The following is a 25,267-nucleotide window of genomic DNA, read 5'->3' as shown; positions in this document are numbered from 1 at the left end:
GTTCCGGTGGTGGTTTGAGTGCGGTGGGGCTAGGATGATAAAACGGCGCTGCTGAGCGATTCAGCGCCATCTGCTTCCATATCAGCTACATGTCGTTTCCGGTCAAAAAGCAAAATTATGCAAGTAGGCTGCGAGATTTTATAAGCTAGGTGCGGGTAACTACTTGATAATGTCCCGAGGTATCGAAAATACTTTTGGGCTCTTTTCCAAGTGGCAGGGTGGATTTCGTATTTATCTGTGAGAGGGGTCATTAAGGCTAATTCTTGGTGCCCCAATCAATAACTTATTTTTTTCAACCCTTTTTAACTATGGCAATAACGCCTGAAACCCTGGAGCTTTTTCAGCAAGTGAAAGCCCAACAATTAAGTATCGCCACTTATGCGATACTGCAATCAACCATCCAGTTCTACTGGTACAACGGCGACGACAGATTCGAAGCCCTCGGCAGCGGCGTGCTGCTGACCATTGACGACCGCTACTTCGTGGCAACGGCCGCCCATGTTATGAAGGGTGCCACCAGCAACACCTACGTGGTGCTGGGCGATTACGAAGTGAAGCTGGCCGGCAAGTGGTGTTCCACGAAACCAACCGTCATTGACCTAGCCGTGCTTGAGTTGAGCGACGCACCGCAGATAGCGGAGTTGCAGCAGGCCTACCAGTTCCTAACGCTGGATGACCTGTCCCTGCGGCAGAAGACCCTTACCGGCAACTACCTGCTGGTTGGCTATCCGGCTACCAAGACCAAAGTCTACGGTGGTGCGGTTCATCCGAAGCCTTACTTCCTGCAAGCGCCGGAGGCAACGGACTTCGACCTGGCGAGCAAGGGGCTGCAACGCGGTGCCCACCTGGTGCTCAACGCCACGGGCCTGGTGGTTTCCGCCCCCAACCCCGACCCGCACAAAACCCCGGACCTTGAAGGCATTAGTGGCGGCGGCGTGTGGGATACCGGCAACTACCTGCAGCGCGACCCGGCTCAGGAGAAAAAGCTGGCGGGCATTATCACCGAGGAAATGAATAGCGGCCGTGGCCGGCAACGCCATCTACTGGTCACGCGCACGGCGGTGCTGCTGGAGTTCATGAGACAGGCGTTTGGCCTGAGCATTCCGGTATCCACGACGATTAAGACCCGGCAGAGCCAGGTAGTAGCTTCTTAAACGGCGCGCTCGAAGCCACAGCAGGCCGGGGTTTAGTAGCAGGGTATTTGCCCCGCTGCCGAGCCCCGGCCGCTTTGTGCATAGGGGAAACGGCTAGCTGGCTGGCACCGCCCAGTAGGCTTTGGTAAAATCAACGATGCGCTGCTTACGGGCGAGAATGTGGGGCTCGTCCCACCGGTTGTCCTTCTGCAGCACTTTCCCAATCTCGCGGTCAGCGAGGTAGGTAGATTCGCTGAAAAGTGGGATGCAGTGCTGCGGCAAGGTATTGCCTTTGCTGGCGTTGGGCCCGAGCATGAGCAGGGCCAGGTTGCCAAGATTGTGCAAGCGCGTTTTGGCAAATTCCTTCGTGTATTCTACCGCTTCAGGGTTCTGCGGGGTGATGTGGTCGAGTGTCCCTTCCCAGCGCTTTACTTGCCACACGTTGAGGAAATCAGCCCCGGACACCGGCACGCTATTAGGCGAGGTGCGCCGCAGCTCGTTTTCGTACTGCCAAAGCAAATAGCGCGTAACCCGGTCGTAATGATGGTCACCGTCGAGGCGGTCGTGAAAGTTCTGGGTAAACGTCCACCACCAACGAAACCCGTTCTGGGCCTGTTCCCGCAAGGTGTCACGCAACGCCACTGCATCTCCAGCATAGTGTTTGGCTAAGCTGTGGAAATCGTGGCTCCGGTAATCGCCCGTCGAGAACTCCATCTTGAAGCTCACGATTTCCATGAGGCGGTATAAGCTTTCGCATAACGCCTGGTCGTGGCCGTGGTACCGCTGAATTTTGAGAATGAGCGGCCAGTTGTCTTCGCTACGCAAAAAAAGCAGCCCGGTAAGGTGGCTGTGCCCGGCTGCCCGCCGGGTTACGTCCACTACCGTTTTGAAAGACTGCCGCAAACTATCGCAGTACGTCGTAATCCAGGACGCTTTCGCGTGGTCGGCAGCGGCGCGAAGCCCCGTTTTCACGTTTTCAAAAGCATCCTCCCAGGTAGGGCCAAAGGCGACGTTGTGGTAGCGGAGAACGGTGTCTTCGCCCAGGTCAATTTCTTCGGTCAGCGCGTAGATGTCAGCAAAAAAACGCTCGACGTGGGCAATTGTGTAGGTGGCCTGATTGGTGGAGTCATCCAGGTAAGCCCGGTGCATTAGATATGCTTTGAGCTTTTCCAACGTGGTAAGCTTGGCCCCTCGGTCGTTTTGAAATGCGAAAATCTGGGTAGCCCGCACCTTGTCGGATTCCTCAAAAGCTGAAACGCTAGCCGTGGCCAGCAGCTTCGCCCAGCGCAGCAAAATGGCGGTGTCCGTTTCCGCCGCAAACGCTTCTTTTAATACTTGCTGAGCGTGAAACAAGCGCTTTTGTGATTGACGGGCGGGGTCAGGTTGCGCGTTGGTCAACCGCTGAACGAAGGCGCGGTTAAAAAACTCATCATCGGCGGTCACTGTCCGAAACCGGCGCATTCCGAGCCGCACGAGGTAGCGCTCTTCCCAACGCCAGGGCTGGACCGGGCTACCGTCCGAATCAACCAGCACTTCGCCATTGCGCTCCCGAAGCTGCAACTCCTCAATCAGACAGCTAAAGAATACGGCTACGGTGGTAATGCGCTGCTGCCCGTCGATAACGTAATAATGTCGTTTGTTCACGTCGGGCCGCTCCAATAGAAAGTGACCCAGGTAGTAGTCCTTGTTGAGAGGCTGTTCGCGCAAATCAATCAGCAACTGGTCGAGTTGCTTGTCGCCCCAGGCATAGGCCCGCTGGTATTGCGGTATTTCATAGGTCGCGTCATCACTCGCAAACAGGTCCTCGAATTTGGTTAGGTTGAGCATCAGTTATACTGGCCGGCGTGATATTTTGGGCAAAGCGTGAAAGTAAGCAGCCTGCTGAACTTTGGTGGATAAGCGAAATGAGTTTAGTAGTCAAATACCAAAAACGGTGCAGCGTTACCCGTCAAATTATGCAATTCTGCGGCGGTATTTAGTACCAACTTCGCTCTTCGATAGCCGTTCCTTTGTAGCGTGATTATGGGCTTTCGCCAACTGGCTAAACGGCTCAAAAACCACTCATTACGCCGCTTCTTATGGAACCCGCCACCAAAACCGAAACCCTTGACATCGAAGGCATGACCTGCGCCTCGTGCGCGTCCGCCGTCGAGAAGTCGCTCAGTCGCACGCCCGGCGTGCAGCGGGCGATGGTCAACTTTGCCACCGAGAAGGCTACCGTGGACTACGTGCCGACCAAGGCTTCCCCGGCCACCCTCAAGGAAGCCGTCATCAACGCCGGCTACGGCGTGATGGAGCGTGCCCCCGACACCAGCGCCGCCGAGCGCAGCGCCGAAATCGACCGCCAGAAGGCGCTGGCCTATGCCAAGCTCAAGCGCCGCTTCGGGGTGGCCGTGGGCCTGGCCCTCCTCATAATGCCGTTGAGCATGCTCATGCTCTGGCCGGCCATGATGGCGCGCATCAATATGCAGTGGCTCAACTACGCCCTGCTGCTGCTCACGCTGCCCGTGCTGGGCTACAGCGGGCGCGAGTTCTACGAATCGGCTTGGAACGGCTTCAAGCACCGCTCTGCCAACATGGATACGCTGATTGCCGTGGGCACCGGCGCGGCGTTTCTCTACAGCTTGGCGGCTACCGTGGTACCAGGCTGGTTTATGCGCCAGGGCATCATGCCGGAGGTGTACTACGACACCACGGCCACCATCATTGCCCTGATTCTGCTGGGCAAAGTGCTGGAGTTGCGCGCCAAGACCCAGACCTCGGCCGCCATGCGCAGCCTGATTGGCCTGCAAGCCAAAACCGCCCGCGTGGTGCGGCCCGATGGCGTAGAAGTCGACGTGCCCATCGAGCAGGTGCAGCTGGGCGACCTGGTGGTGGTGCGTCCCGGCGAGAAGGTGGCCACCGACGGCCTCATTACCGAAGGCAGCTCAGCCCTCGACGAGGCCATGCTCACGGGCGAAAGCCTACCGGTGCAAAAGCAGGTGGGCGATGCGGTGTTCGGGGCCACGCTCAACAAAACCGGCTCCTTCCGCTTTCGCGTGACCAAGGTGGGCGCCGACACTATGCTCTCGCAGATTGTGAAGCTGGTGGAGGATGCCCAAGGCAGCCGCGCCCCCATTCAGCGGCTGGCCGATAAAGTCAGCGCCATTTTCGTGCCCACGGTGGTGGTCATTGCCATTCTCACGTTCGTGCTGTGGTTTGATTTGGCCTCGGCCGGCACCCGCCTGCCGCTGGCCCTGGTCAACTTCGTGGCCGTGCTCATCATTGCCTGCCCCTGCGCGCTGGGGCTGGCCACGCCCACGGCCATCATGGTCAGCACCGGCAAGGGGGCCGAGCACGGCGTACTCATCCGCAACGCCGAGGCGCTGGAAAAGGCCTACCAGGTAAACACCGTGCTGCTCGATAAAACCGGCACCATTACCCGCGGCGAGCCCGCCGTGACGGATTTCTGGACGCTGCCCGGGCAGGAGGCCAATCAGCTGCTGCAAGTAGTAGCCGCCGTGGAGCGCCAGAGTGAGCACCCGCTGGCCGAGGCCGTGGTGCGCCACGCCGAGGCGCAGGCAGGGGCCAGCCTGACGGCGACCGGCTTCCGGGCCGTGGAAGGCAAAGGGGCCGCCGCCACCGTGAGCGGCCAGGCCGTGCTCATCGGCAACCGTCGCCTGCTGTCTGACGAAAGCGTGAGTCTCTCGCCCGACCTGATTGCTCAGGCCGAGCAGCTGTTGAACCAGGCTAAAACTGTGCTTTACATTGCCATGGCCGGTCAGGCCGTGGGCCTGGTGGGCGTGGCTGATACCGTGCGCGACACGTCGGCCGCGGCCATCAAAAAGCTGCAGGCCCTGGGCATTGAGGTGGTGATGATGACCGGCGACAACGCCGAAACGGCTGCCCAGGTGGCCGGGCAGGTGGGCATTACGCGCTACTTCGCCGAGGTGCTGCCCGCCGATAAGGCCGGCAAGGTGAAGGAGCTGCAGGCCGAGGGCCGCACCGTGGCCATGGTGGGCGACGGCATCAACGACGCGCCGGCGCTGGCGCAGGCCGACATCGGCCTGGCCATCGGCTCGGGTACCGACGTGGCGATGGAAGCGGCCGGTATCACGCTCATGCGTTCGGACCTGAACGGGGTGGTGACGGCCATCGAGCTGAGCCGGCAGACCATCCGCACCATCAAGCAGAACCTGTTTTTTGCCTTCATTTACAACACGCTGGGCATCCCCGTAGCGGCCGGACTGCTGTACCCCTTCTTCGGCATTCTGCTCTCGCCCATGCTCGCGGCCGGGGCCATGGCCCTTAGCTCGGTGTCGGTGCTGACCAACTCGCTGCGCCTGCGCGCTTTCGACAATCATTAATTCCACTCCGCTATGGATACGACCGCCATTATCGTCACCGTTGCCGGCCTGGCCCTCGCCGGGTTTGTGCTGTGGTACTTCTTTTTCTCGGCTCGCCAGACGGCCAATGCCGTTTCCTCGTCCAGCGGCGTGCAGGAGGTGGCCATCACCGTGAAGGGCGGCTACTCGCCCGACGTGATTGAGGTGGAGCGCGGCAAGCCCGTGCAGCTGAGCTTCTACCGCGACGAGGAAAACAGCTGCTCGGAGGAACTGCTGATGCCCGATTTTAGCATCCGCCGCGACCTGCCCGCGTTCAAGACCACCTTGGTGGAGCTGCTGCCGAAGCAGGCCGGCACGTTCACGTTCACCTGCGGCATGGGCATGCTGCGGGGTAGCTTAGTGGTGAAATAATGCCGCACCCCATGAAAGCCGACGTCAGTATTGCCCACGTCCTGCCGCCGCCCGGTTCGCACCGGCTGCTGATTAAGAACATGGTGTGCCCGCAGTGCATCCGGGTGGTGCGCGAGGAGCTGACGGCACTGGGCCTGACGGTGCACCGAGTGGCGCTGGGCGAGGCCGACGTGTCCACTCCCGACGGGGCGGCCCCCGACTGGTCAGCCATCCGGGCCAGCCTGCAGGACGCCGGGTTCGAGCTGCTCGAAGACCCCCGCGACCAGTTGGTGGACCGCATTAAAACCCTGCTGGTGGCCCTGATTCACTACCCGCCGCCCGGCCCGCGCCTGCTTAACTATTCGGATTATCTGGTGGAGCACCTGAGCAAGGACTACCACTATCTTTCCCATTTGTTCTCCGCTTCCGAAGGCCTCACGATTGAGAAATTCATCATTCGCCAGAAGGTGGAGCGTGCCAAGGAGCTGATTGGCTACGGCGAGCTGCCCATGGCCGAGGTGGCGCAGCAGCTGGGCTACAGCAGCCCGGCCCACCTCTCGCGCCAGTTCCGGCAGGTGACCGGCCTTACCCCCACCGAGTTCCAGCGACTGGGGCCAGCCAGCCACGCCCGCCGCAGTCTGGATTCGCTGATATAGTGGCAAGTAAGGGTGCAAACAGCGGTAATTAGAAAGTAAAACAGCAGCAGATTTAACGCCGGACTGTTTTTTACTGTTCATCTGCTCAGGAGCCATTCACCTAACTTCCCGGCTCCTGATTTGCTTATGACGAGAGGATTACTTGTTGACTTCCCCTACCTTTTTTCCGAGCCCGCACTGCCCATTGAGGCGTATCTCTCGGGCATCAGCCGGCTACGGCGCTTGCAATGCGTATCGCACCTGCTGGGCTACCTCAGCCAAGTGCCGGCCCCCAAGCGGAACCATATCACGGACATGCAGCAGTTCTTTGGCACCCATAGCCAGCTGTTTGCCGACGAGGTGTATTACCGGGCGAAGGTGCTCCAAAACCGGGGGCATGGCCGGCTGAGCTTTCTGCACCCCAAAACGGTGCTGCAGCTCTACTATTACTGCTTCGAACTGCCGGATGAGCCCGACACCAAGTCGTCTGCCGAATTGGAGAAGAGCTTGTTTAAAGCGTGCTTGGTGCTGAACGGCCCATATATCGCGGAGCAAGAAAAAGCTTCAGCCGCAGCGAAGGAGCTGCTCCCGACCCAGCCACTTGCGGCAATGACGTTGGCGCTAACGTTCTCCGATTTTGAGTTGGTGAACCTGCGCCTGCTCAATATCGCCGTCCTGCAACTCATTAAGTCAGTGCGACTATTCGAGTTTTTGGAGGCGGAGCCTCGTTTTGCCCCGTTGCTGCAAGCTTTTCTGCAACGCTTTGGCTGCCATGACTGGCCCGAGTATTTTCGTAAGCTCAGTGGCGTAACGAAGCCTGTGATGCAGGCGGAAAATCCGGGGCGCATCTCCGTCGAGATACCTGAGAGCCAACCGGACTTTGAGGCTGACCGGGCCTTTCTGCGACACTTTGCACTTCGCGAAGGCCAGCCACTGGATAAAGCCGATTTCACCAGTCTGCGGGCTACCCCGCTGGTGGAGGAAACGCCGGGCACATTTGTGCTGGCCTATCCGGTCTTGGTGGTGGAAGCCATGCACAAGGGCTTGTATTTCCAGTTCAATTTGGCCAACCGGTCTTTGCCGAAAGGCCAGCAGGAGTCCGACTGGCGCTCGGTGTACTGCGACTTGTTCTCGGAGCAGTACCTCATGTACATGCTGCTCGATGCCACCTTTCGGGACCGGGGATTAGCCTTGAGCGGCCGGGCCATCCTTGACGGCTGGCAGTTGAAAGGGCAATCCGAGCCCGACTACTATTTCCGTCACGATAATCGGGCCGTGCTTTTCGAGTCGAAAGATGTGTGGGTAAACAAGACTGCCAAGGCCGGCCACGACTTCGCCACGTACCTGGATGAGGTAAAGAAAAAGTTCTACGCAGATGAGAACCAGCACCCAAAAGCCGCGAGACAACTGGCTAACAACGTGGACCGACTGCTCCGCCACAAGCTGCTTTTTGATACCGATTTCGACCCGGCCGAGCTGATAATTTACCCGGTGCTGGTGGTGCATGACCGCCTTTATAACCAGCCCGGCCTGAATGTGGTCGTCAACGACTGGTTTCAGGAGGAGCTGGCTAAGCTGGCGCAGGAAGAGCTACCGGTGCACAACGTGCGCCCGCTGATTATCATCGACGCTGACACGCTCCTGGCCTACCACGAGGACTTCCGTGACGGTCGCCTGGTGTTTGAAGAGGTGCTGGAAGAGTACGTAGCCTACCTGCGAGCGCCGGCCTGGGATGGTATCAGCGAGGCCCAGGACGAGCAGCGGCAGATGCAAAGTGTGCATCCGTTCGCCCTATTTCTAGAGAACTACGCGGAAAAGCGCGATATGCTAGGCATCCCGAAAGAGATGCTGTACCAGATTCTGCCCATCATCAACCGCGGCGCGGACGATGAAACGGGAGCGTAAAGGAGGCCGGAAATTATGCAAGGAAATTGCGCGGATATGTAAAATCTAAGCGGCCGGCTGGGGTGTTATGGAACTTCATCAAACATTCATAATGTCTATGCCCCATCTCCGTATCCCCTTGCTGATGCTGGCCCTGCTGGGGCTCTTCGTTGCTTCCTGCTCCAAAAGCCACGACATGGACCCTGACCATAACAAGAGTGTGTACATGACCATCATGATGGACATGATGACGCAGATGGACGCGCAGGCCAAAACCCAGGACCCCGACCACGATTTTGCGGCCCAGATGGTGCTGCACCACGAAGCGGCCATCAAAATGGCGCAGGAGGAGCTGAAAAGCGGCACCAACCAGGAAATGAAAACGACGGCCCAGACCATCATCACCAAGCAGCAGGCCGAAATCACGCAGTTCAACGCCTTCCTCAGCGGCCACCCGGCCCGGCAGCCCCTCGTGCCGCAGTTCACCCAGCTCCAGAAAACCAACATGGACAAGATGATGGCCAGCAGCGATAAGCGCACCATCACGGGCCGGGCCGACTATGACTTTGCCCAGCTCATGGTCGACCACCACCAGGCGGCCATCGACAACTCCGAGGCGCTGCTGGTGCACGGCCGTGAGAACACTACCCGCGCCCTGGCGCAGGCCATCATTGCCGACCAGCGGCAGGAAATCCTGGCGCTGCAGGATTGGCTCACGCGTAACAAGTAGCGTCCGGCGGTACCGCTCAAACGCACGAAAAGGCAGCCCATTCCGGGCTGCCTTTTTTTGTGATAGTCGCGAGCGGCTCTGGTGATGGGCAGCGTGGGTTGGTTGAAAATTATGCAAGCCGGGGCTGCATCGGTATAAATCCTGGGTTAGAGCAGGCCGTTTTAGCAATCAGGAAAACTTAACCACGTCCTGCTATTATGAAAAAGCTATTTCGCCTTCCCCTGCTGGCCCTGCTGCTGGCTTCCGTTACGCTCGTTTCCGCGTGCAGCAAAGACGATTCTGACAGCCTGAAAGTGCAGGCGCATGACCAGAACACCATGATGACCCTCATGCACGACATGATGAAGAAGATGGATGCCATGATGAAAACCCAGGACCCCGACCAGGACTACGCCATGATGATGGTGATGCACCACCAGGGAGCCATTACCATGGCCCAGGAGGAATTGAAAAATGGCAAGGACACCCAGATGCGGGACCTGGCCACCCGCATCATTGCTGCGCAACAGGCGGAGATTACGCAGTTTAACGCGTTTCTGGCCGGTCACCGGGTGGAGACGCCACTCGTGCCGGCGTTTAACACGCGCCAGATGATGGCCATGGATAAGATGATGCGCGCCAACGACCTGCGCGTTATCACGGGCAATACCGACCGCGATTTTGCCCAACTCATGCAGGACCACCACCAGAGCGCCATCGAAACGTCGCAGGCCGATTTGGACCTGGGTCGCCACACCGAAACCAAAGCCCTGGCGCGGCAGATAATTGACGAGCAGATGATGGAAATAAAGGAGATGCAGGAGTGGCTGCTGACCAACAAAGGCTACTAATGTCCTCCTTCCTTTCACCTAAAAAGCAGCGGGCTACGTAGCCCGCTGCTTTTTAATTTACACCCGTTCCCAATGGAAATGCACAACACTCCCTGGCTGCCGGAATGGCTGCTCTGGGCCTGGTTAGGCCTCACGTTCCTCTCGGTGCTCTACGTGGCCTGGGACCTGTTTACCAGCACCCCGGAGATGAAAGTGATGAAGTGGGGCTGGGTGCTGGTCACGCTCTACACCGGACCGGTGGGGCTGCTGGTGTACTGGTTTTAGTGCCGCGAGCCCTCGCCCGGCACCCACGAGACGTTTGTGGCCCCGCTCTGGAAGCAGGCCGTGGGCTCCACGATTCACTGCGCGGCCGGCGATGCCACGGGCATCATCGTGGCCGCCGCCATCACCGGCTACTTTGGCCTGCGCATGGGCACCGATATCTGGGTGGAATACGCGGTAGGGTTCTTATTCGGGTTGTTTATCTTCCAGGCTCTGTTTATGAAGGACATGATGAACATGAGCTACGGAGAAGCCGTGCGTAGCTCGTTTCTGCCGGAGTGGATGTCGATGAACGCCATGATGGCCGGTATGCTGCCCACCATGGTGCTTCTCATGAGCCGCGACATGCGGGCGATGGAAGCCACCTCGCCCTGGTTCTGGGCCTCGATGTCGGCCGCTACGCTCGTGGGCGTCGTGGTGGCCTACCCCGTCAACTGGTGGCCGGTCAAGCACCAGCTCAAGCACGGCATGGGCACCGAGCGGGCCCTGGGCAAGGGCGGGGCCCCGGTCGCCGCCGAGCACCAGCACGCGGGCATGGCCATGGCCGGCATGACGCACGCCGCCCCGCTGGCCGCCAGCGCGCCCGCCGGACACGCCATGCCAGGTATGCGCATGGAAGGCGACGGCCAGGTTTCGGCCGGCCGCAAAGCGCTGGTAACGGTGCTGACCTTGGTGATGCTAGCCGCGGGCTACTACGTAGCGGCCCGGTACGGCGACCTTAGCATGCGGCCCGGGCAGCCGATGAATATGCCGCAAATGGCCATGCCCGGGATGACGCATTAGGTCGCAACAACCGGCCGTGACGGCGGATTTTGAGCGTCCCGGCTTGCGGACCCCGGGGTTCTGCGCATCTTAGTGGTTCCATTGGCCCACCCCGATTTATGTCCGCCGCGCTACCGCCCCTTATCCAGCAATACAAAGCTGATTCCGAGTCCGTTTACAATACCTGGTTCATCAACAACGAAGAGCGCCTGAAGGCTTTCCGCTCCATCCGGCGCGGGGTGCAGCAGGTGGTGAAGGACATCAAGGCGGGCAGTTTCGGCAACGATTTTAAGGGCACCTCCCTTGAATTCGTGCTCAGCGTCATCAGCGAGCAGAAGCAGGTGTTTCAGGGCGCGGCCCACCCCTTCTACTGGAAACCCAAGCTGCGCATCCCCGACATCTACGAGCACGAGGACAACAAGCGGGCCTTCGGCCAGTTTCTGGAAAGCTGCCTGGCGGCCACCACCGAGCAGCAGCTGCTCAAGGAAATCGACATTCTGGACCGCCGCAAAATCAAGGGCCTCGGCCCGGCGGTGGCCAGCATCCTGTATTTCCTGCACCCCACGCTGATGCCGCCCTGCAACACGGCAATCGTCAACGGCTTCAACGCGCTGTTCGGGGAGAAAATCAAGCTGGGCTCCTGGTCGGAATACCTGCGCATGCGCGACCGGCTGCGCGACCTCAACCAGGAGCACCGCCAGCACCTGAGCCTCGACTACGGCGCGTTGAGCGGCCTGCTCTTCGACGTGGGCGTGAAAAAGATGATTGCCGGCGACCAGCAGTTTGCCACCGACGAGGACCGCGACAAGTACCAGCAGCAGGCCCAGAAGCGCCACAAGGAGGTGCAGACCGAAGCGCAGGAGGAAAACCAGCACACCGAGATGCAGCACCACCTGCTGCGCGTGGGCAAGGCTCTGGGCTGCGACGTAACCACGGCCATCAACGACCGCAACCGCCTCTGCGGGGGGCAGAAGCTCTCGTTTCTCTGCCTTGACCAGCACCCCGAGCTGCCCGTGCCGGCCGATGTGGCCAGCACCATCCGCCTCATCGACATCGTGTGGTTTGCGCCCGGCACCAACCGCGTGGTAGCGGCCTTCGAGGTGGAGAAAAGTACCAGCATCTACAGCGGCATCCTGCGCCTGACGGACTTGGCTTTCTCCATGCCCGAGCACGAAACTGCTTTATACCTGGTGGTGCCCGATGCCCGTGAGAAGGAAGTGCTGGCCCAACTCTCACGCCCCGCCATTCGGGCTGCCGGCGCTACTATCCGCTACATCCTGTTTTCGGAGCTGCGCCAGCACTGCGAGGCGCTCTGCAAGTTCGGCGACTCGCCGGCGGCCATGCTGAAGATTGCGCGCTCGGTGTAAGCGTCCCTGTTTGTTCCCTGGTATGACTATTAGTTAGCTTGACTATTTATGGCCGAGTATCTGTATCTATGGTTGGTGTTGCTCGGATTTCTGGTCGGATTAGGGCTGCTAGCAATTAGAAAAAACCGGCTTGATAAGCAGCTGGCTCAGGAAAAGAGCAGCCTTTACAAGGATTACCAAACCAGGAATTCCGAGCTAAATGTCCGGGAGAAAATACTTGACAAGCGTACCGCTGATGTGGCTCGATTGGAAAAAGTGTTAACCGAGAAAAGCAAAAGCTTTCCCTGGCTGGCTGGGGCAATTGCGGACCTGGTCTTGCTCAATAACAATCAGGTTGCTGACTATTTGGCCTTTAAGCCCCGGCCGGCCAAGTCCTCTGCCCAGGCAGTGCGTGAAGTCGGCAAAGAGAAACGCATTCTGGCTGCTCAGCTGAAGCACCTGCAGTACGTCATCAACCAGTACGAAGGCCTGTTTCCATTTCTGACGGAGTTTCGCGAAGGAGAAATAGAGGAGGCGCTGCTGGAAATAAAGGATACGTATGGCGAGCAAGCACCGCAGGAGGCCGACCCGGTGAGTGTTTTTCTGACGGCCGGAGAATACAGCAGCCTCTCCACGACCGAGCGTAACCAGCGGGCATTGGAGCGGTACATGCAGGGCCGGAAAAGCTCTTATCAACTGGGCCGTGACTACGAGCGCTTCGTGGGGTACTTGTATGAGTGCGAAGGCTATACCGTAACCTATTTTGGTATTGAGAATGGCAAGGAAGATTTGGGAAGGGACTTAATCTGTCGTAAAGACGGCAACACCCTCATCGTGCAATGCAAGTACTGGAGCAAGCACAAGCTCATCCACGAGAAGCACATCAACCAGCTGTTCGGGACCACCGTCAAATTCTATCTGGACTCAGCGCAGAAAAAGCTAGCTGAGCAGCAGCTTCACCTTTTCCCGCAGTTACTGTCCGCCAGTAACATTCTGGGGGTGTTTTGCACCTCAACGGATTTGTCGGATACAGCCCGCAAATTTGCCCAGGCTTTAGGAATCCAGGTACGGGAGCAGGTGAAACTGGGAGCTTTTCCGATGATAAAATGCCACATCAGTTCGGCAACGGGTGAGCGGATTTATCACTTGCCATTTGACCAGATGTACGACCGAACCAAGCTGGACAAGGCAGGTGAGTTTTACGCCTTAACCGTTGCGGACGCCGAGGCTAAGGGCTTTAGAAGAGCTTGGCGGTGGCGTGGGTAGTTAACCGCATCCTGTGAAAGATTGCGCGAAACGTGGGGAGTGAACCTGGCTGATAGTTGCTCAGGGTTTCGAATTTCGCTAAAGGGACTAGGCGATGAAGTCAAATAAGAGCTTCGTGAGCTGTCCTACTTGGTTTTGAGCTTGCATTGCGCTGTACATCTGCACGATGGTTTCCAAGTGCGTTTTGCTCCTGCACGCAACGTAACGCGTGGAATAGTGAAGGGTAGCTAAGTCCTTCTGGATAGTAAAAATTGGGCTTTTAATCCGCTTCTGGGCCCCGTGCTTGTAAATAAACGTGTCGGTAGCGCTTAGCGGAAAGATGAAGTCTTCCAGCTTGCTATAATCAGCATTGGGCCTTTCCAGTAGGGGGCAGTCTCCAATTACGGAGGGAAACCGTTCATCGGGCTGCGAGTGAATAAACCAGCTGGCGTGAATGTCGGTAAGTTTATTCTCGTCAAACAACGGCAGCAGGGGCAATAAGATACGCTTGGCCTCTTTGATAGCATCCGAATCCACCAATTGGTTCAGCGCGTTCTGGTCCACTGGTTTAGCTTGGTCGATGGGCCGGATTTCAGCTTTTAGGTCGGCCAGGCTCAACTCCTCTTTCAGTTGGCCAAACTCCGGGTCGCTCGCCGGTATGCGCCATTTAAGCGAGCTGGCCAGCGCCACCATGCTTACTACTTCTTCGAGAGAAGCTTTTCGGGAGCGAAGAACGTTTTGCAAATCGGCGGCGGCCTTGTCATCCAAAGCTGCATACAGGGCTTCCAGATGGTCTTTGGGTTGGCCGTGAAAGAGAACCGTATTCCGGTCCATTTCAAAGAATATGGCCTTCGGACTTTGCCGCTGCTTGGCTATTCTACCCGTCTGCTTATCAAGCAGGTAGAGCAGTCCATCGGCATCCGCGAAATTCTTGATGAGGAACTGGGGAATGTAGTGGTGTCGGCGTGATACCTGCATTAGCGGGGGCAACAATTGAAATAAAAAAGCGACTCCATTTCGGAGCCGCCTTTTAGTTGAGAAAAACAGAGTAGAAGTAGCACTATTTGCCTCCCTTCTCTTTTCTCACGCCTTTGAAAGGCGTACCATCTTGCTTCACGTCCATGAACTGGCCGTTGGTGGTGTTCCGCTTCACGTATTGCTCCGTGACGGGGTTGAAAACTTGCGAACGGTCGCGCACTGAGCCGTTGCGGTGGCCGTCGCCGGCCGGTTTGTTAGTTGCCATATAGCAGGGCGAGAGGGAAAAACTCTCTTTACCTCAACCGTGCGTTTGAGCGAAGAATTCCGCGTAAGACCTTGCTAGCCTACACGGCTGTTATTCAGTTGCTTTAAGTTGCTTGGAACTGCGCCTGCACGAAGTCGTGGGCGTAGGCTTTCACCTGGTCGCGCACCGCGCGAAACTGCTGCATGATTTCCTCCTCGGTGCCGGTAGCCTTGGCCGGGTCGGGGAAGTTGTGGTGCAGCTTCTTGGCGGTGGACGGGAAAACCGGGCACACTTCGTTGGCATGGTCGCACACCGTAATCACGTAGTCGAACGGCACGGCGGCGTACTCGTCGACGTGGTTGCTGGTGTGATGCGAGATGTCCACCCCGTCTTCGGCCATTACCCGCACGGCGCGGGGGTTGAGGCCGTGCACCTCGACGCCGGCGCTGTACACGGCGGCGCGCTCGCCTAGTTCTTTAGCGAGGTAGCCGTGCAGCAGCTGGCTGCGGCAGGAGTTGCCGGTGCAGAGCACCAGCACGTCTTTCTTATTAGACATGAGCGGAGAAAAAAGCAGGGAGAAGAGTTACGCGGCCGAAGCCACGGTTTTGCCGCCGTACCAGCGGCGGCGGAACCAGAAGGCCAGGTTGACCAGGGCAATCAGCGCCGGCACCTCAATCAGCGGACCGATAACGCCCGCGAAGGCCTGGCCCGAGTTCAGGCCAAACACGCCGATGGCCACGGCAATGGCCAGCTCGAAGTTGTTGCCGGTAGCCGTGAAGGCAATGCTGGCATTCTCGGCGTAGTCGGCTCCCAGGTACTTGCCGGCAGCGAAGCTGAGCACGAACATGATGCCGAAGTACAGGGCCAGCGGCAGCGCAATGCGCAGCACGTCGAGCGGCACCTGCACAATGGTTTCGCCTTTGAGGCTGAACATCAGCACGATGGTGAGTAGCAACGCCACCAGGGTAATGGGGCTGATGGCCGGGATGTACACTTTCTCGTACCACTCGTCGCCTTTCAGGCGGCGCAGCACGGTGCGTGAGAGAAAGCCGGCCGCGAAGGGAATGCCCAGGTACACCAGCACGCTCTGCGCAATGTCCCAGATGCCGATATTCACCGCGTAGCCTTTCAGCCCGAAGTAGGGCGGCAGCACCGTGATGAACAGCCAGGCCAGCACCGAGTAAAACAGCACCTGAAAGATAGAATTGAGGGCCACAAGCCCGGCCGCGTACTCGCGGGAGCCGTCGGCCAAATCGTTCCAGACCAGCACCATGGCAATGCAGCGGGCAATGCCGATAAGAATGAGGCCCATCATGTATTCGGGCTTGTCGGGCAGCAACCAGACGGCCAGGAAGAACATGAGCAGCGGGCCCAGAATCCAGTTCAGAAACAGTGAGAGGCCGATGATGCGCGTGTTTTTGAAGACCGTGGGCAGCTGCTCGTACTTCACCTTGGCCAGCGGCGGGTACATCATCAGAATCAGGCCGATGGCCAGCGGCACGTTCACCGTGCCCACCGAGAAGTAGTTGATGGCCCCGTTAATGCCCGGCACGAAGTAGCCCAGGCCGACGCCCAGCGCCATGGCCAGGAATATCCAGAGCGTAAGGCCCCGGTCGAGGCCGGAGAGTTTCTTTTCGGCCAGCGCGGCGGGGGCCGGGGCGGCGGGCAGGGGTTGGTTCAGGGTGGTCATAAGAAGTAAGCAGTTGAGTTAAGCGACGCCGACCAAAGGGCTGCGCCGCTCCATTTGCACCGTGTTGCGCCACACGCCGTGGTGCTGGCCAATCCGTTCGCGGTGGCCGATGACGCGAAAGCCGGCCCGCGTGTGCAGGCCGATGCTGGCCGCATTTTCCTCGAAGGTGCCGGCCTGCAGCGTCCAGATGCCGTGGGCTTCCGAGTCCGCAATCAGGGCCTGCAGCAGCTGCCGGCCCACGCCCTGGCCCCGCGCCTCGGCCCCGATGTAGATGCTGATTTCGGCCACGCCGCCGTACACGCAGCGGCTCGACACGGGCGAGAGCGCCGCCCAGCCCCGCACTGCGCCGGCCTCATCGACGGCCACCAGGCGGCTGTGCGCCAGGTGCACCCGGTCCCAGGCCTCCCACTCGGGGGCCTGCGTTTCAAAGGTGGCGTTGCCGGTGGCAATGCCGGCTTCGTAGATGAACTTTACTGCCGGCCAATGGGCTTCGCTGAGTGGTTCAATGGTCATGATTAACTCCGATTAATAGGCCTTGCGCAGCATATCGGCGTACTCATTGGGCAGCGGCGAGGCTTCCACCGCCTGCGCGGCTTTCTCCACGTCGTACTCCACCCGCACCAGCTCCGAGCGTACGCTGCCGGGGTCGGTCAGCTTGGTGTTTTCGTCGAGGTGCAGCAGCTGGTAGGCCGCGCGCGGGTCGCCGTCCTTGGGCTTGCCCACCGAGCCGATGTTGAGCGCGTGCCGGTAGCGGGTTTCGCCTTCCACCTCGTAGGCGAAGGTGCGGTGATAGGGCTTGTGGGTATGGCCGAAGAGCATGATGTCGGCGTTGGCTTCGGCCAGCACGCGCAGGAAGCTGGCTTCGGGCCGGTCCTCAAACAGGTACTCGTTGATTTTGCGGGGCGAGCCGTGCACCATCAGCAGGTTCAGGGTGCAGGGCTCCTCCTGAAACTCCAGGCGCATATGCTTGGGCAGCAGGCGCAGGTAGCGCCGCTCGGCATCGCCCACGATGTGGTTGGTGTAGGCGATGCTTTGGGCACCCAAGTCCTTTTCGGTGTCGGTTTTGTAGGCGCAGCCGCAGTTGCTGCTGGCTAGGCCGATGCCCTGGTCGTAGTTGCCGGCCAGGGTGGGAATGCCGCGGCGGCGCACCTCGTTCACCACTTCGTTGGGCCAAGGCGCGTAGCCCACCAAATCACCCAGGCAGAAAATCATGTCGGGCCGGCGCTGCTCCATGTCGGCCAGCACTGCTTCCAGGGCCGGCAAGTTGCCGTGCACGTCGGAGAAAAAGGCAATTGTCATCGAAATTGGAAGAAATGAACGAGGGGAAAAGTCAACCGGCGCGACCTGGGAGGGCCGCGCCGGCTGGGCTTTTTAGCAGCACCCGCCGCCCGGGGTGCAGCCGCCGGCCGTTAGCAGCTGGGGCAGCGCAAACGACTGGGCATCCGGAATGCCGCAGGCATCCTGGGCCAGGCAGGCTGTCTGCTTGGACGTGAGCACGAAATCGGTGCCGTCGAAGGCCAGGCCGAACTTGCCGATGGTGGCCTGCTGGTACTCCACTTCAATGTCCAAATCCTCGCTACCCAGAATCTTTTCCGACAGGTTGAGGATGTGCAGGAATTTCTGGGGGGCTAGCCGGTGGTCGTAGTCGCCGGCCTCCCAGAGCTGGAAGTTGGCCACGGTTTCCTTGCGCTCCACGCCGCCGCAGTCGATGAAGTGCTTGCTCACCAAACCGACTTCCGTGACGTGGAAGTGCGCGGGCAGGTACTCACCCGTGGGTAGGCGGAAATTGATGGCTTCCACTTCAGCCAGGGACTTCTTGATTTCAGAGATTTTCATGGCGTTTCGTTGTTAAAAAGAGGATGAAAAGTTGAGTGGGCCTAGCAGGCGCAGGCATCGTCCGGGCCGCAGACCGCGCCGCTAGTAGCCTCGATGAAAAAGGCGGTGAACTGCTGGTGCACCTTGTGCAGCAGCTCGGTATTGAGGCAGTAGCACACCGTCAGCCCATCAATCTCGCCGCGAATCAGGTCCAACGCCTTCAACTCCTGCAGGTGCTGCGACACGGTGGTGCGTGAAAGGGGCAGCTCGGCGGCAATGTCGCCGGATATGCAGGTTTGCTTGCTGGCCAGAAACTGGATGATGGCCACCCGGGCCGGGTGGGCCAGGGCTTTGGCCACGCGAGATAGGTACTGTTGCTCTTCGGTGAAGGCGGCGGTTTTGGCGTAAGTCATTAGGCGGAAGCAGGAAGTGCGGAAGGGACAGCTGGTGCGGCGGCCAGCAATTGAGTGAGCAGGGTTTCGGCCCGCTGGTAGGCCCGCTCTTCGGCGGCCTGCAGGCGTTCCTCGCCGCCGCCGCCCGGCAGGCCGTTGTAGCCGCCCTGGGTCTGGAGCCGGAGGCCTTCCAGCACAAGGCATTCGGTGCGCAACACCCGTTCGAGCACCACGCGCAGCAGGGGATGAGTTAGGTTATCCGCGTTGGAAGACATAGGCATCAGAAGCAAGGATGGTCGTATGTCGCAAATATACGACATGATGTGACGTAAGTTTACGACATAGATTAAATTTTTCCCCGCATGGCCGAATACAGGCTGTTTTAAGGGATTATGGGAGGGCGAGCCCGCTGGACCAGGCTATGCAGAAGTCCGCTATGCTACCGTGCTGCGCACCGCTCCCTTTGCTCGCGCTCTTCCTATCCTTCTCGCAAAACCCCACCGCGCCGGCCCGGCCCAGGCAGCGGCGCTTACTCGGGAGCGGGGCCGGCTCTCCTCTGCTCCCGCTGGTCGCGGCGGAATACCGGTCCCGCCCCCGGTGCGCTTTGCAGCCCCGGCCGGGCCTCCCTCCTTTCATTGGCTGCTGGCCGAACCGGCAAGGGCCGGTACCGCCAGCGGCGTGCTGGGGCCGGCGTACCGCCGGCAGTTTTTTATAAGGAACAAGGGGGAAGAAGGAGTTGGCGCAGTCAAAACGGCAAGTCGATTTTAGCTAAATATTGTTGTCTTTTTAGCAACAAAAATGCCTGAAATTGCGTTTAATAGGATAAGCAAGTGGTTGTACACTATCACCTTAGCCCTTTTAAGCGCCATGCTCAATCCTGAATTCTTCCCTACCCCGGCCGCCGTTATTCAGCGCATGCTCGACCCGTTTTTCAACCCCGCTTCCACCGGCGACGAGGAGCCGGGCAGCGACCGGTACCGCCGCTACAACCCGGCCGCGGCAGCCCTGCGCAAGCTCACCATTCTGGAGCCCAGCGCCGGCAGCGGGGCCATCGTGGACGAGCTGACGGCCTGGCTGGACCGGGAGGACTACCACAGCCGTAGCGGCAAGCAAAACGTGTACTGCTGCGAGGCCGACCCCGAGCTGCGCGCCGTGCTGCATGACAAGGGCTACAAGGTCATTGCCAATGATTTTCTGAACTACCGGGGCGACCATTTTTTCGACCTTATTATCATGAACCCGCCCTTCTCCAACGGCGACCGACATCTGCTCAAAGCCTGGGACGTAGTAGCCGCCGGCGGCGACGTGGTGTGTTTGCTTAATACCGAAACGCTGACCAACCCCTACTCCGAAACCCGGCAGCTGCTGGCCCGCCTCATCGAGGACCACGGCACGAGCGAGGCCCTGGGAGCTGTTTTTGCCGAGGCCGAGCGTCCCACCAACGTAGCGGTAAGCTTGGTCCGGCTGCACAAACCCGCCAAGGCCGACCGCCTCACGTTCGAGTTCAGCAGCCGGGGCCGCCGGGGGCCGGAGCTGGATGAAAACCTCTTTGCCAATGCCGTGGCCACCCGCGACGTTATCGGCAACATGGCCGCCGAATACGAAGGCCTCAAAGCCCAGTACGCCGCCTACCTGCAGGCCCGCGAGGGGATGAAGTTCTACGCTAAAAGTCTGCTGCGCAGCGAATACCAGGACGTACTGAAACTGGCCGAGGCCAGCCTGGAGCGCGGCAGCCTGCGCACGAGCTACAACAACTTTGCCGACGAGATGAACCAGCAAATCTGGGGGCTGGTGCTCGACAAGGTGAACATTCAGAAGCTGATGACGGCCGACGTGCGCCGCAACTTCGCGGCCTTCAGCAAGGCCCAGGGCTACCAGGAATTCACCCACGAAGCCGTAGCCGAATTGGTGGCGCTGGTGCTCGACAACCGGGAAACCATCATGGAGCAGGCCGTGGAATCGGTGTTCGACACCTTCACCAAGTACCACAAGGAAAACCGCCTGCACGTGGAGGGCTGGGTCACCAACTCGCAGTGGAAGGTAAACCGCAAGGTGATTCTGCCCTACGCGGTGGAAGAAAGCTTCTCCGGCAAGGGCTTCCGCGTGAACTGGAGCCGCCGCGACGACTACGCCGACATTGACCGGGTGATGTGCTATCTGACGGGCGAGAACTACGATACCTGCGTGGGCATCGACACCGCCCTTGACCGCTACGGTAACCAGAATTCCAACCCGAACGGCGTCTACACAGTTTACAGCCGGTTCTTTGAAATCCGGGCCTTCAAGAAGGGCACGGTGCACCTGATTTTCCGCGAGGAATTTCTCTGGCAGGAATTCAACCTACGGGCCTGCGCCGGCAAGCAGTGGCTGCCCGGCCCCGAAATGGCCGCCTACCGCGCCCGCCAGGCCAAAGCGGCCACCGCGAAGCCGCAGCCCTTGGTGCCCGAGACAGAGCAGCTGGCCGCGCCCGGCACCCAAATGCAGCTGCAGCTTGCGGCCTGAGCACCGTTGCCAGCGGGCGGGTTGCCGTCCGCTGGCACGCGACGGGGGTGGTAGCGCATTGCCCTGCTCCTACTTCCGTAAGGACGGTAAGCGTTATACTGCCTGCATGAAAACCCCATCCCCTCCCTCGCCTCCGCCCGGTGCTGCCCCGCCGGCGGGGCAACACTTCAGCAACCTGCTGCGCCACGGCCGCTTCACCTTCACCGAGCGCGAGCTGCAGGAACACCTGCAGATGACCTACCGCACCATCAAGCAGCGCGAAACCGACCCCTCCGGACTTACCGTGGCCGAGGCGCTCCGAGTAGCCGAGCTGCTGGCCGTGCCCGTGCAGACGGTACTGGATGCAGCCCTGGCCGATGCGCAGGCGGCCGGGGCGAAGCAGTAGCCCGGTTTGGCACATTTTTGCCTAACTTTCGTTTGCCGTAGTAGACCACTCAGGCGAAACAACATGGATACCTTCGTAAAATTCGGCCCCAAGGAAGCAACCCGCGAGCAGCGCCAGGCGCTGTCGGACCGGGCGGCCGCGCTGAACGCGACCCAGGACCGCAAGCTGAGCCCCTTTGCCGAGCAGCTGAGCCAGCGCTACATCAACGGCGAGCTGAGCCTGGCCGAGGTAAATACCCAGCTTGATGCCTATTATCAAGCCCAGGCCCAGACGCCGGTACCCACGCGGGGAGCCGATGGCATCCTGGCGGTGGCGCCCCGGCCGGCGCCCGCCGTGGCCAAGGCCCGCTCTTTATCGCACTAGCCCTTCGCTTCTTATCTATTCGCTAACGCCCTGCCGGTTGGTGGGGCGTTTTGCTTGCTTACCCAGTTCCCGCGCGGCTTTTTCTTATGACTGACGGTTTTACCGACCCCCACACCGGTGTTCTGATTAACAAGCTCAACATCACTGATGAGGACAAGCTGGCCGAGGTCGAAGGCAACCGCTTCCACTTCCGCCTGCTGGAGGTGCTCGCCGGCCACGTGGAAGTAGCGCCTCACAACGCCCAGGGCCTGCAGGAGTTGCACCGCCACCTTTTTCAGGATGTTTACCAGTGGGCTGGCGAAACGCGCGCTTGGGGCGAGTTCCAGGCCACCAAGTCAACATCGGCTGATAAGGAGGGCCCCGGCATGTACACTATGTACTTTGGCAGCTACCAGCAACTGCCCGCGCACCTGGATGCCATCGGGCAGCAGCTGGCCGCTGAGCGCTTTTTGAAAGGGCTGGACAAAGACCAGTTCGTGGCGCGGGCTGCCTACTACTTCGACCAGTACAACTACGCCCACGCCTTTCGGGAGGGTAATGGCCGGACCCTGGGCGCGGCCTTTCAAGTGCTGGCGGAAAATGCCGGCTACGACGTGAACCTTGTTGCGCAGTCGCACCCCAAGCAATACAACCAGGCCCGGGACTACGCTATTCTACGGCCTGCCGGGAACCCGGAAACGGATTTGCAGCCGCTCCGCACCTTCTTTGGCCAGATTACCACGCCCCTCCCGGAGCTAGTGTTAGCCCCTGCCGCGCCCGTGGCAGTGTCTGATTTTCTGCAGCGCGTGGATGCCATGCGCGAGGTACAGCAGAGCCAGGAGCCCATCTGGCGGGCGCTGCTGGGAGGGCGCCACACCGCAGTAGCCCGGCAGATTATGCAGGGCACCCGCGGCGTGGTGCACCCCGACGCGCAGCAGCCGGCGCGGCTGGCCATCCTGAAAACCGGAGCCGAGCTACTGGAGCAAATGCCCGCCAAGATGGAAGATGCCCGGCTGCGCCAGCGCGTGGCGCGGTTGCTAAAGGCGTTACCTCTGGTTACGGTGGTGCTGCTGATAGTCGGGCCACCGCTTAAGGCCGCGCCATCCACCGGCTTGGAACAACCGAAAGTACCGGTAGCCAGCAAAGACGAGCCGCTGCAAAAAGTACCGGAGCTGAAGCGTCGAGGCCCAAAGTTGTGAGTTCGAAAGCGAGATGATTCAGGGCCGCTCAGGTCGGCCGATGCGAGCTTTTATACGTATCTTGTAGTGGTGGAAAAGGCCCTCTATTTCTCCGAAAACGAGCAAACCAAGCAGCAGCGTCGCGAGGTGGTGAAGTTTGCGGTTGGCGTGTCAATGAGCCAAAATCGCCCGCCCTCAGCGCTCCTGGTGGAGCTGCAGAACCAATACATTGCCGGGCAGATTGACCTGGAGCAGTTGTCGGCCGCGCTCGATGCCGAGTACCAGCCAGCCCCTGGCCCTGACCCCTTCGCCAGTTATGCGCCGGGAGCAGGCCCGCAAGGGGAGTCGGCCCATCAGTACGAACCGTACCTGCACTTTGATGAATCGAGCGTAGGCCCTCACCTGCCGTAATGGTAGCTTTACTAAATCCAGCTGATTTAGCGCAACTATAGGCCCTGAAAAGGTGTTTAAATAGACTAGGGCTTGGTATTGCCTTTCTCCCTCTGGTTCCCAATCCAGCTTTGGGGAATATGCTTTCCAGTCACACGAAAGGCTACTAGCCACGGCTCACATATCCTGTACTTATGGAAAAGCTCACTCCTTCTACTACGGTTGCAACGCCCGAGCCGCAGGTTGTACCGGCCCCATTGGCCGAGCACCTGCCAACGCTACTGTGGGACGTAGACCCCGACACCATCGACCCGCAGGCCATGGCGCGTACCATCGTGCAGCGCGTCATTCAGCGCGGGAGCAAAGAAGATTGGGCCGCCATGCTGGAGTACTACGGCCGGCCGCGCGTGCAGGAAATCGTTGAAACGGTACCCTATATGTCGGACGCCGCCATTGCGGCCGTGTGCCAGTTCTTCCACATCGAAAAGGAAACCCTTAGATGCTACCAGCGCAAGCAGTCGATACCGCAAACCTTCAACTCCTAGCGCAACTCATGCAGGAGCCCTTGCTAAAGCCGTTCGTCCTGGTAGGGGGAACGGCTTTGGCGTTACATCTGGGCCACCGTCGCAGCCGCGACCTCGACCTTTTTTCGGACGGCCCCACGCCAATTGACGGAGAAATTAAGGACCTGCTGATAAGCAAATATGAGATGCGGGCCGACGGCGCACTCCAACGAATGCGAGCCCAGGAGCCGGAATGGGACAAAGCCGCCATTCAGGGTGTCATCGGCCAGGTGAAAACCGATGTGGTGAATTATGGATTCCCGCTGTTACGACCGGCCGTGCTCTATCCCGGCTCCAACATTCGTATGGCTTCGCTCGAAGACCTGGGCGCCATGAAGCTGGCCGGTGTAGTGATGAGCGGCGAAAGGCTTCGGGATTTTGTGGACGTGGCCGCGCTAAGCGAAAAGCTTACCCTGAACCAGATGCGCCAGGCCTACGAGGGCCGTTTTAACACCTCATCATCCGAAGTGCCCCGCGCCCTGGCCTTTCACGGCGACATCGACTTCAATATGAAACCCGAAATGCAGGGCTACCGTTGGCCTGCCATTGCCACGCGCCTGGAGCAGATGCAGCGCAACCCTGACCGCCTGTTTCCACCCATCGTGGAACAACGACTCTTAATGCCGGTGATGGAGCAACTACGGGAAGTCAACAAACAAAAAGCCCCCGGACCGAAGCTTCGAGGGCCGAAATTGTGACAGCCTAACATGAAAAAGTAGCCTTGAGTATTAACGAAGGGCCCAGTTATATCCCCGGCGGTAAGACCAGAGTGCTAAGCTGGGGGCGGTGTCTTCGGTGAAGCGGTAGCGCCCATAGGCAAACAGAGCAAAAGCTACCCCGAGGCCCCAGCCCCATACCGGACTGGCCGTGGGAAACGAGCTGGTCACAAACTGCCGAACCAGCCATCCGGGCAGCAAGCAAGTAACCGCTACACATACTGAGAATGGCAGTAGCCAGAGCCAACCCTCGCGGCGATGCTGGGCAACCACTAATCCTTTCAGCCAGTAGAGGCCGGCGTAAAACAAGTAGGCCATGATACCCATTCCCAGCAAGCGGACTGCCCCGAGCACTGGCCCGAGAAAATCCAGGGGAGCCATTACAACGAAGCCCAGCATCAGGAACGGAGCCGCCAGCAGCACTTCTACCACCACCCGGGACCCCGCTATCAATACCCAGCCAATCAGCTTGCCAAGCCCTTGCCCCACCTGCCGCGAGGCTTGGTAGGAGTACTGCTCGTTGCGGCCTTC

General features: G+C 59.6%; 29 protein-coding genes. 18 read left to right on the top strand and 11 right to left on the bottom strand.

The window, feature by feature from the left end; genetic code table 11:
• The first annotated feature begins 308 nt into the window (after positions 1 to 308).
• The gene (locus tag I2I01_RS22125) at positions 309 to 1,154 is read left to right on the top strand and encodes a trypsin-like peptidase domain-containing protein (RefSeq protein ID WP_196288715.1); all 846 of its coding nucleotides are present in this window, start codon (positions 309 to 311) and stop codon (positions 1,152 to 1,154) included.
• A gap of 93 nt (positions 1,155 to 1,247) precedes the next feature.
• Here I2I01_RS22125 and I2I01_RS22120 read toward each other — a convergent pair whose 3' ends face one another.
• Positions 1,248 to 2,960 (bottom strand): DUF262 domain-containing protein, encoded by a 1,713-nt coding sequence (locus I2I01_RS22120; protein ID WP_196288714.1) that lies wholly within the window; start codon positions 2,958 to 2,960, stop codon positions 1,248 to 1,250.
• Positions 2,961 to 3,211: 251 nt separating this feature from the next.
• Between I2I01_RS22120 and I2I01_RS22115 the strand changes: the two genes are divergently transcribed.
• From I2I01_RS22115 to I2I01_RS22075, 10 genes are all read left to right on the top strand, one after another.
• Positions 3,212 to 5,479 (top strand): heavy metal translocating P-type ATPase, encoded by a 2,268-nt coding sequence (locus I2I01_RS22115; RefSeq protein ID WP_196288713.1) that lies wholly within the window; start codon positions 3,212 to 3,214, stop codon positions 5,477 to 5,479.
• Positions 5,480 to 5,491: 12 nt separating this feature from the next.
• Entirely contained in the window at positions 5,492 to 5,869 is a 378-nt protein-coding gene (locus I2I01_RS22110) for a cupredoxin domain-containing protein (RefSeq protein WP_196288712.1), read from the top strand.
• Positions 5,870 to 5,880: 11 nt separating this feature from the next.
• A complete protein-coding gene (locus I2I01_RS22105; RefSeq protein WP_196288711.1) occupies positions 5,881 to 6,504 on the top strand; it encodes a helix-turn-helix domain-containing protein in 624 nt (207 codons plus the stop codon).
• A 126-nt stretch (positions 6,505 to 6,630) separates the two neighbouring features.
• Complete coding sequence (locus I2I01_RS22100) at positions 6,631 to 8,388, top strand: hypothetical protein (RefSeq protein WP_196288710.1); 1,758 nt, start codon at positions 6,631 to 6,633, stop codon at positions 8,386 to 8,388.
• Between the two features lie 97 nt (positions 8,389 to 8,485).
• Entirely contained in the window at positions 8,486 to 9,097 is a 612-nt protein-coding gene (locus I2I01_RS22095; protein ID WP_196288709.1) for a DUF305 domain-containing protein, read from the top strand.
• 197 nt (positions 9,098 to 9,294) lie between these two features.
• The gene (locus tag I2I01_RS22090; protein WP_196288708.1) at positions 9,295 to 9,927 is read left to right on the top strand and encodes a DUF305 domain-containing protein; all 633 of its coding nucleotides are present in this window, start codon (positions 9,295 to 9,297) and stop codon (positions 9,925 to 9,927) included.
• Between the two features lie 78 nt (positions 9,928 to 10,005).
• Positions 10,006 to 10,191 (top strand): hypothetical protein, encoded by a 186-nt coding sequence (locus I2I01_RS23365; protein ID WP_230679269.1) that lies wholly within the window; start codon positions 10,006 to 10,008, stop codon positions 10,189 to 10,191.
• A gap of 36 nt (positions 10,192 to 10,227) precedes the next feature.
• Positions 10,228 to 10,971: a DUF4396 domain-containing protein gene (locus tag I2I01_RS22085; protein ID WP_317196909.1), complete on the top strand. Its 744-nt coding sequence runs from the start codon at positions 10,228 to 10,230 to the stop codon at positions 10,969 to 10,971.
• Positions 10,972 to 11,069: 98 nt separating this feature from the next.
• A complete protein-coding gene (locus tag I2I01_RS22080) occupies positions 11,070 to 12,317 on the top strand; it encodes a hypothetical protein (RefSeq protein WP_196288707.1) in 1,248 nt (415 codons plus the stop codon).
• A 48-nt stretch (positions 12,318 to 12,365) separates the two neighbouring features.
• Positions 12,366 to 13,562: a restriction endonuclease gene (locus I2I01_RS22075; protein ID WP_196288706.1), complete on the top strand. Its 1,197-nt coding sequence runs from the start codon at positions 12,366 to 12,368 to the stop codon at positions 13,560 to 13,562.
• A gap of 87 nt (positions 13,563 to 13,649) precedes the next feature.
• Here the strand turns inward: I2I01_RS22075 and I2I01_RS22070 are convergent, their stop codons facing one another.
• From I2I01_RS22070 to I2I01_RS22030, 9 genes are all read right to left on the bottom strand, one after another.
• Positions 13,650 to 14,519: a DUF4238 domain-containing protein gene (locus I2I01_RS22070; protein ID WP_196288705.1), complete on the bottom strand. Its 870-nt coding sequence runs from the start codon at positions 14,517 to 14,519 to the stop codon at positions 13,650 to 13,652.
• A gap of 82 nt (positions 14,520 to 14,601) precedes the next feature.
• Positions 14,602 to 14,784 (bottom strand): hypothetical protein, encoded by a 183-nt coding sequence (locus I2I01_RS22065; RefSeq protein ID WP_196288704.1) that lies wholly within the window; start codon positions 14,782 to 14,784, stop codon positions 14,602 to 14,604.
• 103 nt (positions 14,785 to 14,887) lie between these two features.
• The gene (locus I2I01_RS22060; RefSeq protein WP_196288703.1) at positions 14,888 to 15,319 is read right to left on the bottom strand and encodes an arsenate reductase ArsC; all 432 of its coding nucleotides are present in this window, start codon (positions 15,317 to 15,319) and stop codon (positions 14,888 to 14,890) included.
• A 27-nt stretch (positions 15,320 to 15,346) separates the two neighbouring features.
• The gene (arsB, locus tag I2I01_RS22055; protein WP_196288702.1) at positions 15,347 to 16,453 is read right to left on the bottom strand and encodes an ACR3 family arsenite efflux transporter; all 1,107 of its coding nucleotides are present in this window, start codon (positions 16,451 to 16,453) and stop codon (positions 15,347 to 15,349) included.
• A gap of 18 nt (positions 16,454 to 16,471) precedes the next feature.
• Positions 16,472 to 16,966, bottom strand: coding sequence for a GNAT family N-acetyltransferase (locus I2I01_RS22050; RefSeq protein WP_196288701.1), 495 nt, complete (start codon positions 16,964 to 16,966; stop codon positions 16,472 to 16,474).
• A gap of 12 nt (positions 16,967 to 16,978) precedes the next feature.
• Positions 16,979 to 17,752 carry a metallophosphoesterase family protein gene (locus I2I01_RS22045; RefSeq protein WP_196288700.1) on the bottom strand — a complete coding sequence of 258 codons (774 nt, stop codon included), beginning with the start codon at positions 17,750 to 17,752 and terminating at the stop codon, positions 16,979 to 16,981.
• Positions 17,753 to 17,824: 72 nt separating this feature from the next.
• On the bottom strand, positions 17,825 to 18,289 hold the full coding sequence (locus tag I2I01_RS22040; protein ID WP_196288699.1) for a DUF6428 family protein: 465 nt from the start codon (positions 18,287 to 18,289) through the stop codon (positions 17,825 to 17,827).
• A gap of 41 nt (positions 18,290 to 18,330) precedes the next feature.
• Positions 18,331 to 18,681 carry an ArsR/SmtB family transcription factor gene (locus I2I01_RS22035; RefSeq protein WP_196288698.1) on the bottom strand — a complete coding sequence of 117 codons (351 nt, stop codon included), beginning with the start codon at positions 18,679 to 18,681 and terminating at the stop codon, positions 18,331 to 18,333.
• On the bottom strand, positions 18,681 to 18,935 hold the full coding sequence (locus tag I2I01_RS22030) for a hypothetical protein (RefSeq protein ID WP_196288697.1): 255 nt from the start codon (positions 18,933 to 18,935) through the stop codon (positions 18,681 to 18,683). Before I2I01_RS22030 ends, I2I01_RS22035 begins: the two co-directional genes overlap by 1 nt.
• Before the next feature lie 592 nt (positions 18,936 to 19,527).
• Between I2I01_RS22030 and I2I01_RS22025 the strand changes: the two genes are divergently transcribed.
• The 7 genes from I2I01_RS22025 to I2I01_RS21995 all read left to right on the top strand — a co-directional run bounded on the left by I2I01_RS22025 (position 19,528) and on the right by I2I01_RS21995 (position 24,718).
• A complete protein-coding gene (locus tag I2I01_RS22025) occupies positions 19,528 to 21,162 on the top strand; it encodes a class I SAM-dependent methyltransferase (RefSeq protein WP_196288696.1) in 1,635 nt (544 codons plus the stop codon).
• 106 nt (positions 21,163 to 21,268) lie between these two features.
• Positions 21,269 to 21,547, top strand: a complete 279-nt coding sequence (locus I2I01_RS22020) for a hypothetical protein (RefSeq protein ID WP_196288695.1) — start codon at positions 21,269 to 21,271, stop codon at positions 21,545 to 21,547.
• A gap of 63 nt (positions 21,548 to 21,610) precedes the next feature.
• Complete coding sequence (locus I2I01_RS22015) at positions 21,611 to 21,910, top strand: antitoxin VbhA family protein (RefSeq protein ID WP_196288694.1); 300 nt, start codon at positions 21,611 to 21,613, stop codon at positions 21,908 to 21,910.
• An 86-nt stretch (positions 21,911 to 21,996) separates the two neighbouring features.
• Positions 21,997 to 23,088 (top strand): Fic/DOC family protein, encoded by a 1,092-nt coding sequence (locus I2I01_RS22010; RefSeq protein WP_196288693.1) that lies wholly within the window; start codon positions 21,997 to 21,999, stop codon positions 23,086 to 23,088.
• A gap of 69 nt (positions 23,089 to 23,157) precedes the next feature.
• Positions 23,158 to 23,478 carry an antitoxin VbhA family protein gene (locus I2I01_RS22005; RefSeq protein WP_196288692.1) on the top strand — a complete coding sequence of 107 codons (321 nt, stop codon included), beginning with the start codon at positions 23,158 to 23,160 and terminating at the stop codon, positions 23,476 to 23,478.
• A 173-nt stretch (positions 23,479 to 23,651) separates the two neighbouring features.
• Positions 23,652 to 24,002 carry a DUF6922 domain-containing protein gene (locus tag I2I01_RS22000; RefSeq protein ID WP_196288691.1) on the top strand — a complete coding sequence of 117 codons (351 nt, stop codon included), beginning with the start codon at positions 23,652 to 23,654 and terminating at the stop codon, positions 24,000 to 24,002.
• Between the two features lie 8 nt (positions 24,003 to 24,010).
• Entirely contained in the window at positions 24,011 to 24,718 is a 708-nt protein-coding gene (locus tag I2I01_RS21995; protein WP_196288690.1) for a nucleotidyl transferase AbiEii/AbiGii toxin family protein, read from the top strand.
• Positions 24,719 to 24,748: 30 nt separating this feature from the next.
• On the opposite strand, the gene I2I01_RS21990 is transcribed toward I2I01_RS21995, so the two are convergent.
• Positions 24,749 to 25,267: hypothetical protein (locus I2I01_RS21990; protein ID WP_196288689.1), on the bottom strand; the 519-nt coding region annotated here is incomplete at its 5' end.

The sequence above is a fragment of the Hymenobacter properus genome (assembly GCF_015694735.1).
GTDB lineage: Bacteria > Bacteroidota > Bacteroidia > Cytophagales > Hymenobacteraceae > Hymenobacter > Hymenobacter properus.
The sequence above is the reverse complement of the archived record's forward strand: the minus strand, read 5'-3'. Positions and strand labels throughout refer to the sequence as shown.

Bases quoted from the DNA above. Each gene is read 5' to 3' on its own strand.
- I2I01_RS22125 (WP_196288715.1), top strand. From the start codon at position 309: ATGGCAATAACGCCTGAAACCCTGGAGCTTTTTCAGCAAGTGAAAGCC.
- I2I01_RS22120 (WP_196288714.1), bottom strand. From the start codon at position 2,960: ATGCTCAACCTAACCAAATTCGAGGACCTGTTTGCGAGTGATGACGCG.
- I2I01_RS22115 (WP_196288713.1), top strand. From the start codon at position 3,212: ATGGAACCCGCCACCAAAACCGAAACCCTTGACATCGAAGGCATGACC.
- I2I01_RS22110 (WP_196288712.1), top strand. From the start codon at position 5,492: ATGGATACGACCGCCATTATCGTCACCGTTGCCGGCCTGGCCCTCGCC.
- I2I01_RS22105 (WP_196288711.1), top strand. From the start codon at position 5,881: ATGAAAGCCGACGTCAGTATTGCCCACGTCCTGCCGCCGCCCGGTTCG.
- I2I01_RS22100 (WP_196288710.1), top strand. From the start codon at position 6,631: ATGACGAGAGGATTACTTGTTGACTTCCCCTACCTTTTTTCCGAGCCC.
- I2I01_RS22095 (WP_196288709.1), top strand. From the start codon at position 8,486: ATGCCCCATCTCCGTATCCCCTTGCTGATGCTGGCCCTGCTGGGGCTC.
- I2I01_RS22090 (WP_196288708.1), top strand. From the start codon at position 9,295: ATGAAAAAGCTATTTCGCCTTCCCCTGCTGGCCCTGCTGCTGGCTTCC.
- I2I01_RS23365 (WP_230679269.1), top strand. From the start codon at position 10,006: ATGCACAACACTCCCTGGCTGCCGGAATGGCTGCTCTGGGCCTGGTTA.
- I2I01_RS22080 (WP_196288707.1), top strand. From the start codon at position 11,070: ATGTCCGCCGCGCTACCGCCCCTTATCCAGCAATACAAAGCTGATTCC.
- I2I01_RS22075 (WP_196288706.1), top strand. From the start codon at position 12,366: ATGGCCGAGTATCTGTATCTATGGTTGGTGTTGCTCGGATTTCTGGTC.
- I2I01_RS22070 (WP_196288705.1), bottom strand. From the start codon at position 14,519: ATGCAGGTATCACGCCGACACCACTACATTCCCCAGTTCCTCATCAAG.
- I2I01_RS22065 (WP_196288704.1), bottom strand. From the start codon at position 14,784: ATGGCAACTAACAAACCGGCCGGCGACGGCCACCGCAACGGCTCAGTG.
- I2I01_RS22060 (WP_196288703.1), bottom strand. From the start codon at position 15,319: ATGTCTAATAAGAAAGACGTGCTGGTGCTCTGCACCGGCAACTCCTGC.
- arsB (WP_196288702.1), bottom strand. From the start codon at position 16,453: ATGACCACCCTGAACCAACCCCTGCCCGCCGCCCCGGCCCCCGCCGCG.
- I2I01_RS22050 (WP_196288701.1), bottom strand. From the start codon at position 16,966: ATGACCATTGAACCACTCAGCGAAGCCCATTGGCCGGCAGTAAAGTTC.
- I2I01_RS22045 (WP_196288700.1), bottom strand. From the start codon at position 17,752: ATGACAATTGCCTTTTTCTCCGACGTGCACGGCAACTTGCCGGCCCTG.
- I2I01_RS22040 (WP_196288699.1), bottom strand. From the start codon at position 18,289: ATGAAAATCTCTGAAATCAAGAAGTCCCTGGCTGAAGTGGAAGCCATC.
- I2I01_RS22035 (WP_196288698.1), bottom strand. From the start codon at position 18,681: ATGACTTACGCCAAAACCGCCGCCTTCACCGAAGAGCAACAGTACCTA.
- I2I01_RS22030 (WP_196288697.1), bottom strand. From the start codon at position 18,935: ATGTCTTCCAACGCGGATAACCTAACTCATCCCCTGCTGCGCGTGGTG.
- I2I01_RS22025 (WP_196288696.1), top strand. From the start codon at position 19,528: ATGCTCAATCCTGAATTCTTCCCTACCCCGGCCGCCGTTATTCAGCGC.
- I2I01_RS22020 (WP_196288695.1), top strand. From the start codon at position 21,269: ATGAAAACCCCATCCCCTCCCTCGCCTCCGCCCGGTGCTGCCCCGCCG.
- I2I01_RS22015 (WP_196288694.1), top strand. From the start codon at position 21,611: ATGGATACCTTCGTAAAATTCGGCCCCAAGGAAGCAACCCGCGAGCAG.
- I2I01_RS22010 (WP_196288693.1), top strand. From the start codon at position 21,997: ATGACTGACGGTTTTACCGACCCCCACACCGGTGTTCTGATTAACAAG.
- I2I01_RS22000 (WP_196288691.1), top strand. From the start codon at position 23,652: ATGGAAAAGCTCACTCCTTCTACTACGGTTGCAACGCCCGAGCCGCAG.
- I2I01_RS21995 (WP_196288690.1), top strand. From the start codon at position 24,011: ATGCAGGAGCCCTTGCTAAAGCCGTTCGTCCTGGTAGGGGGAACGGCT.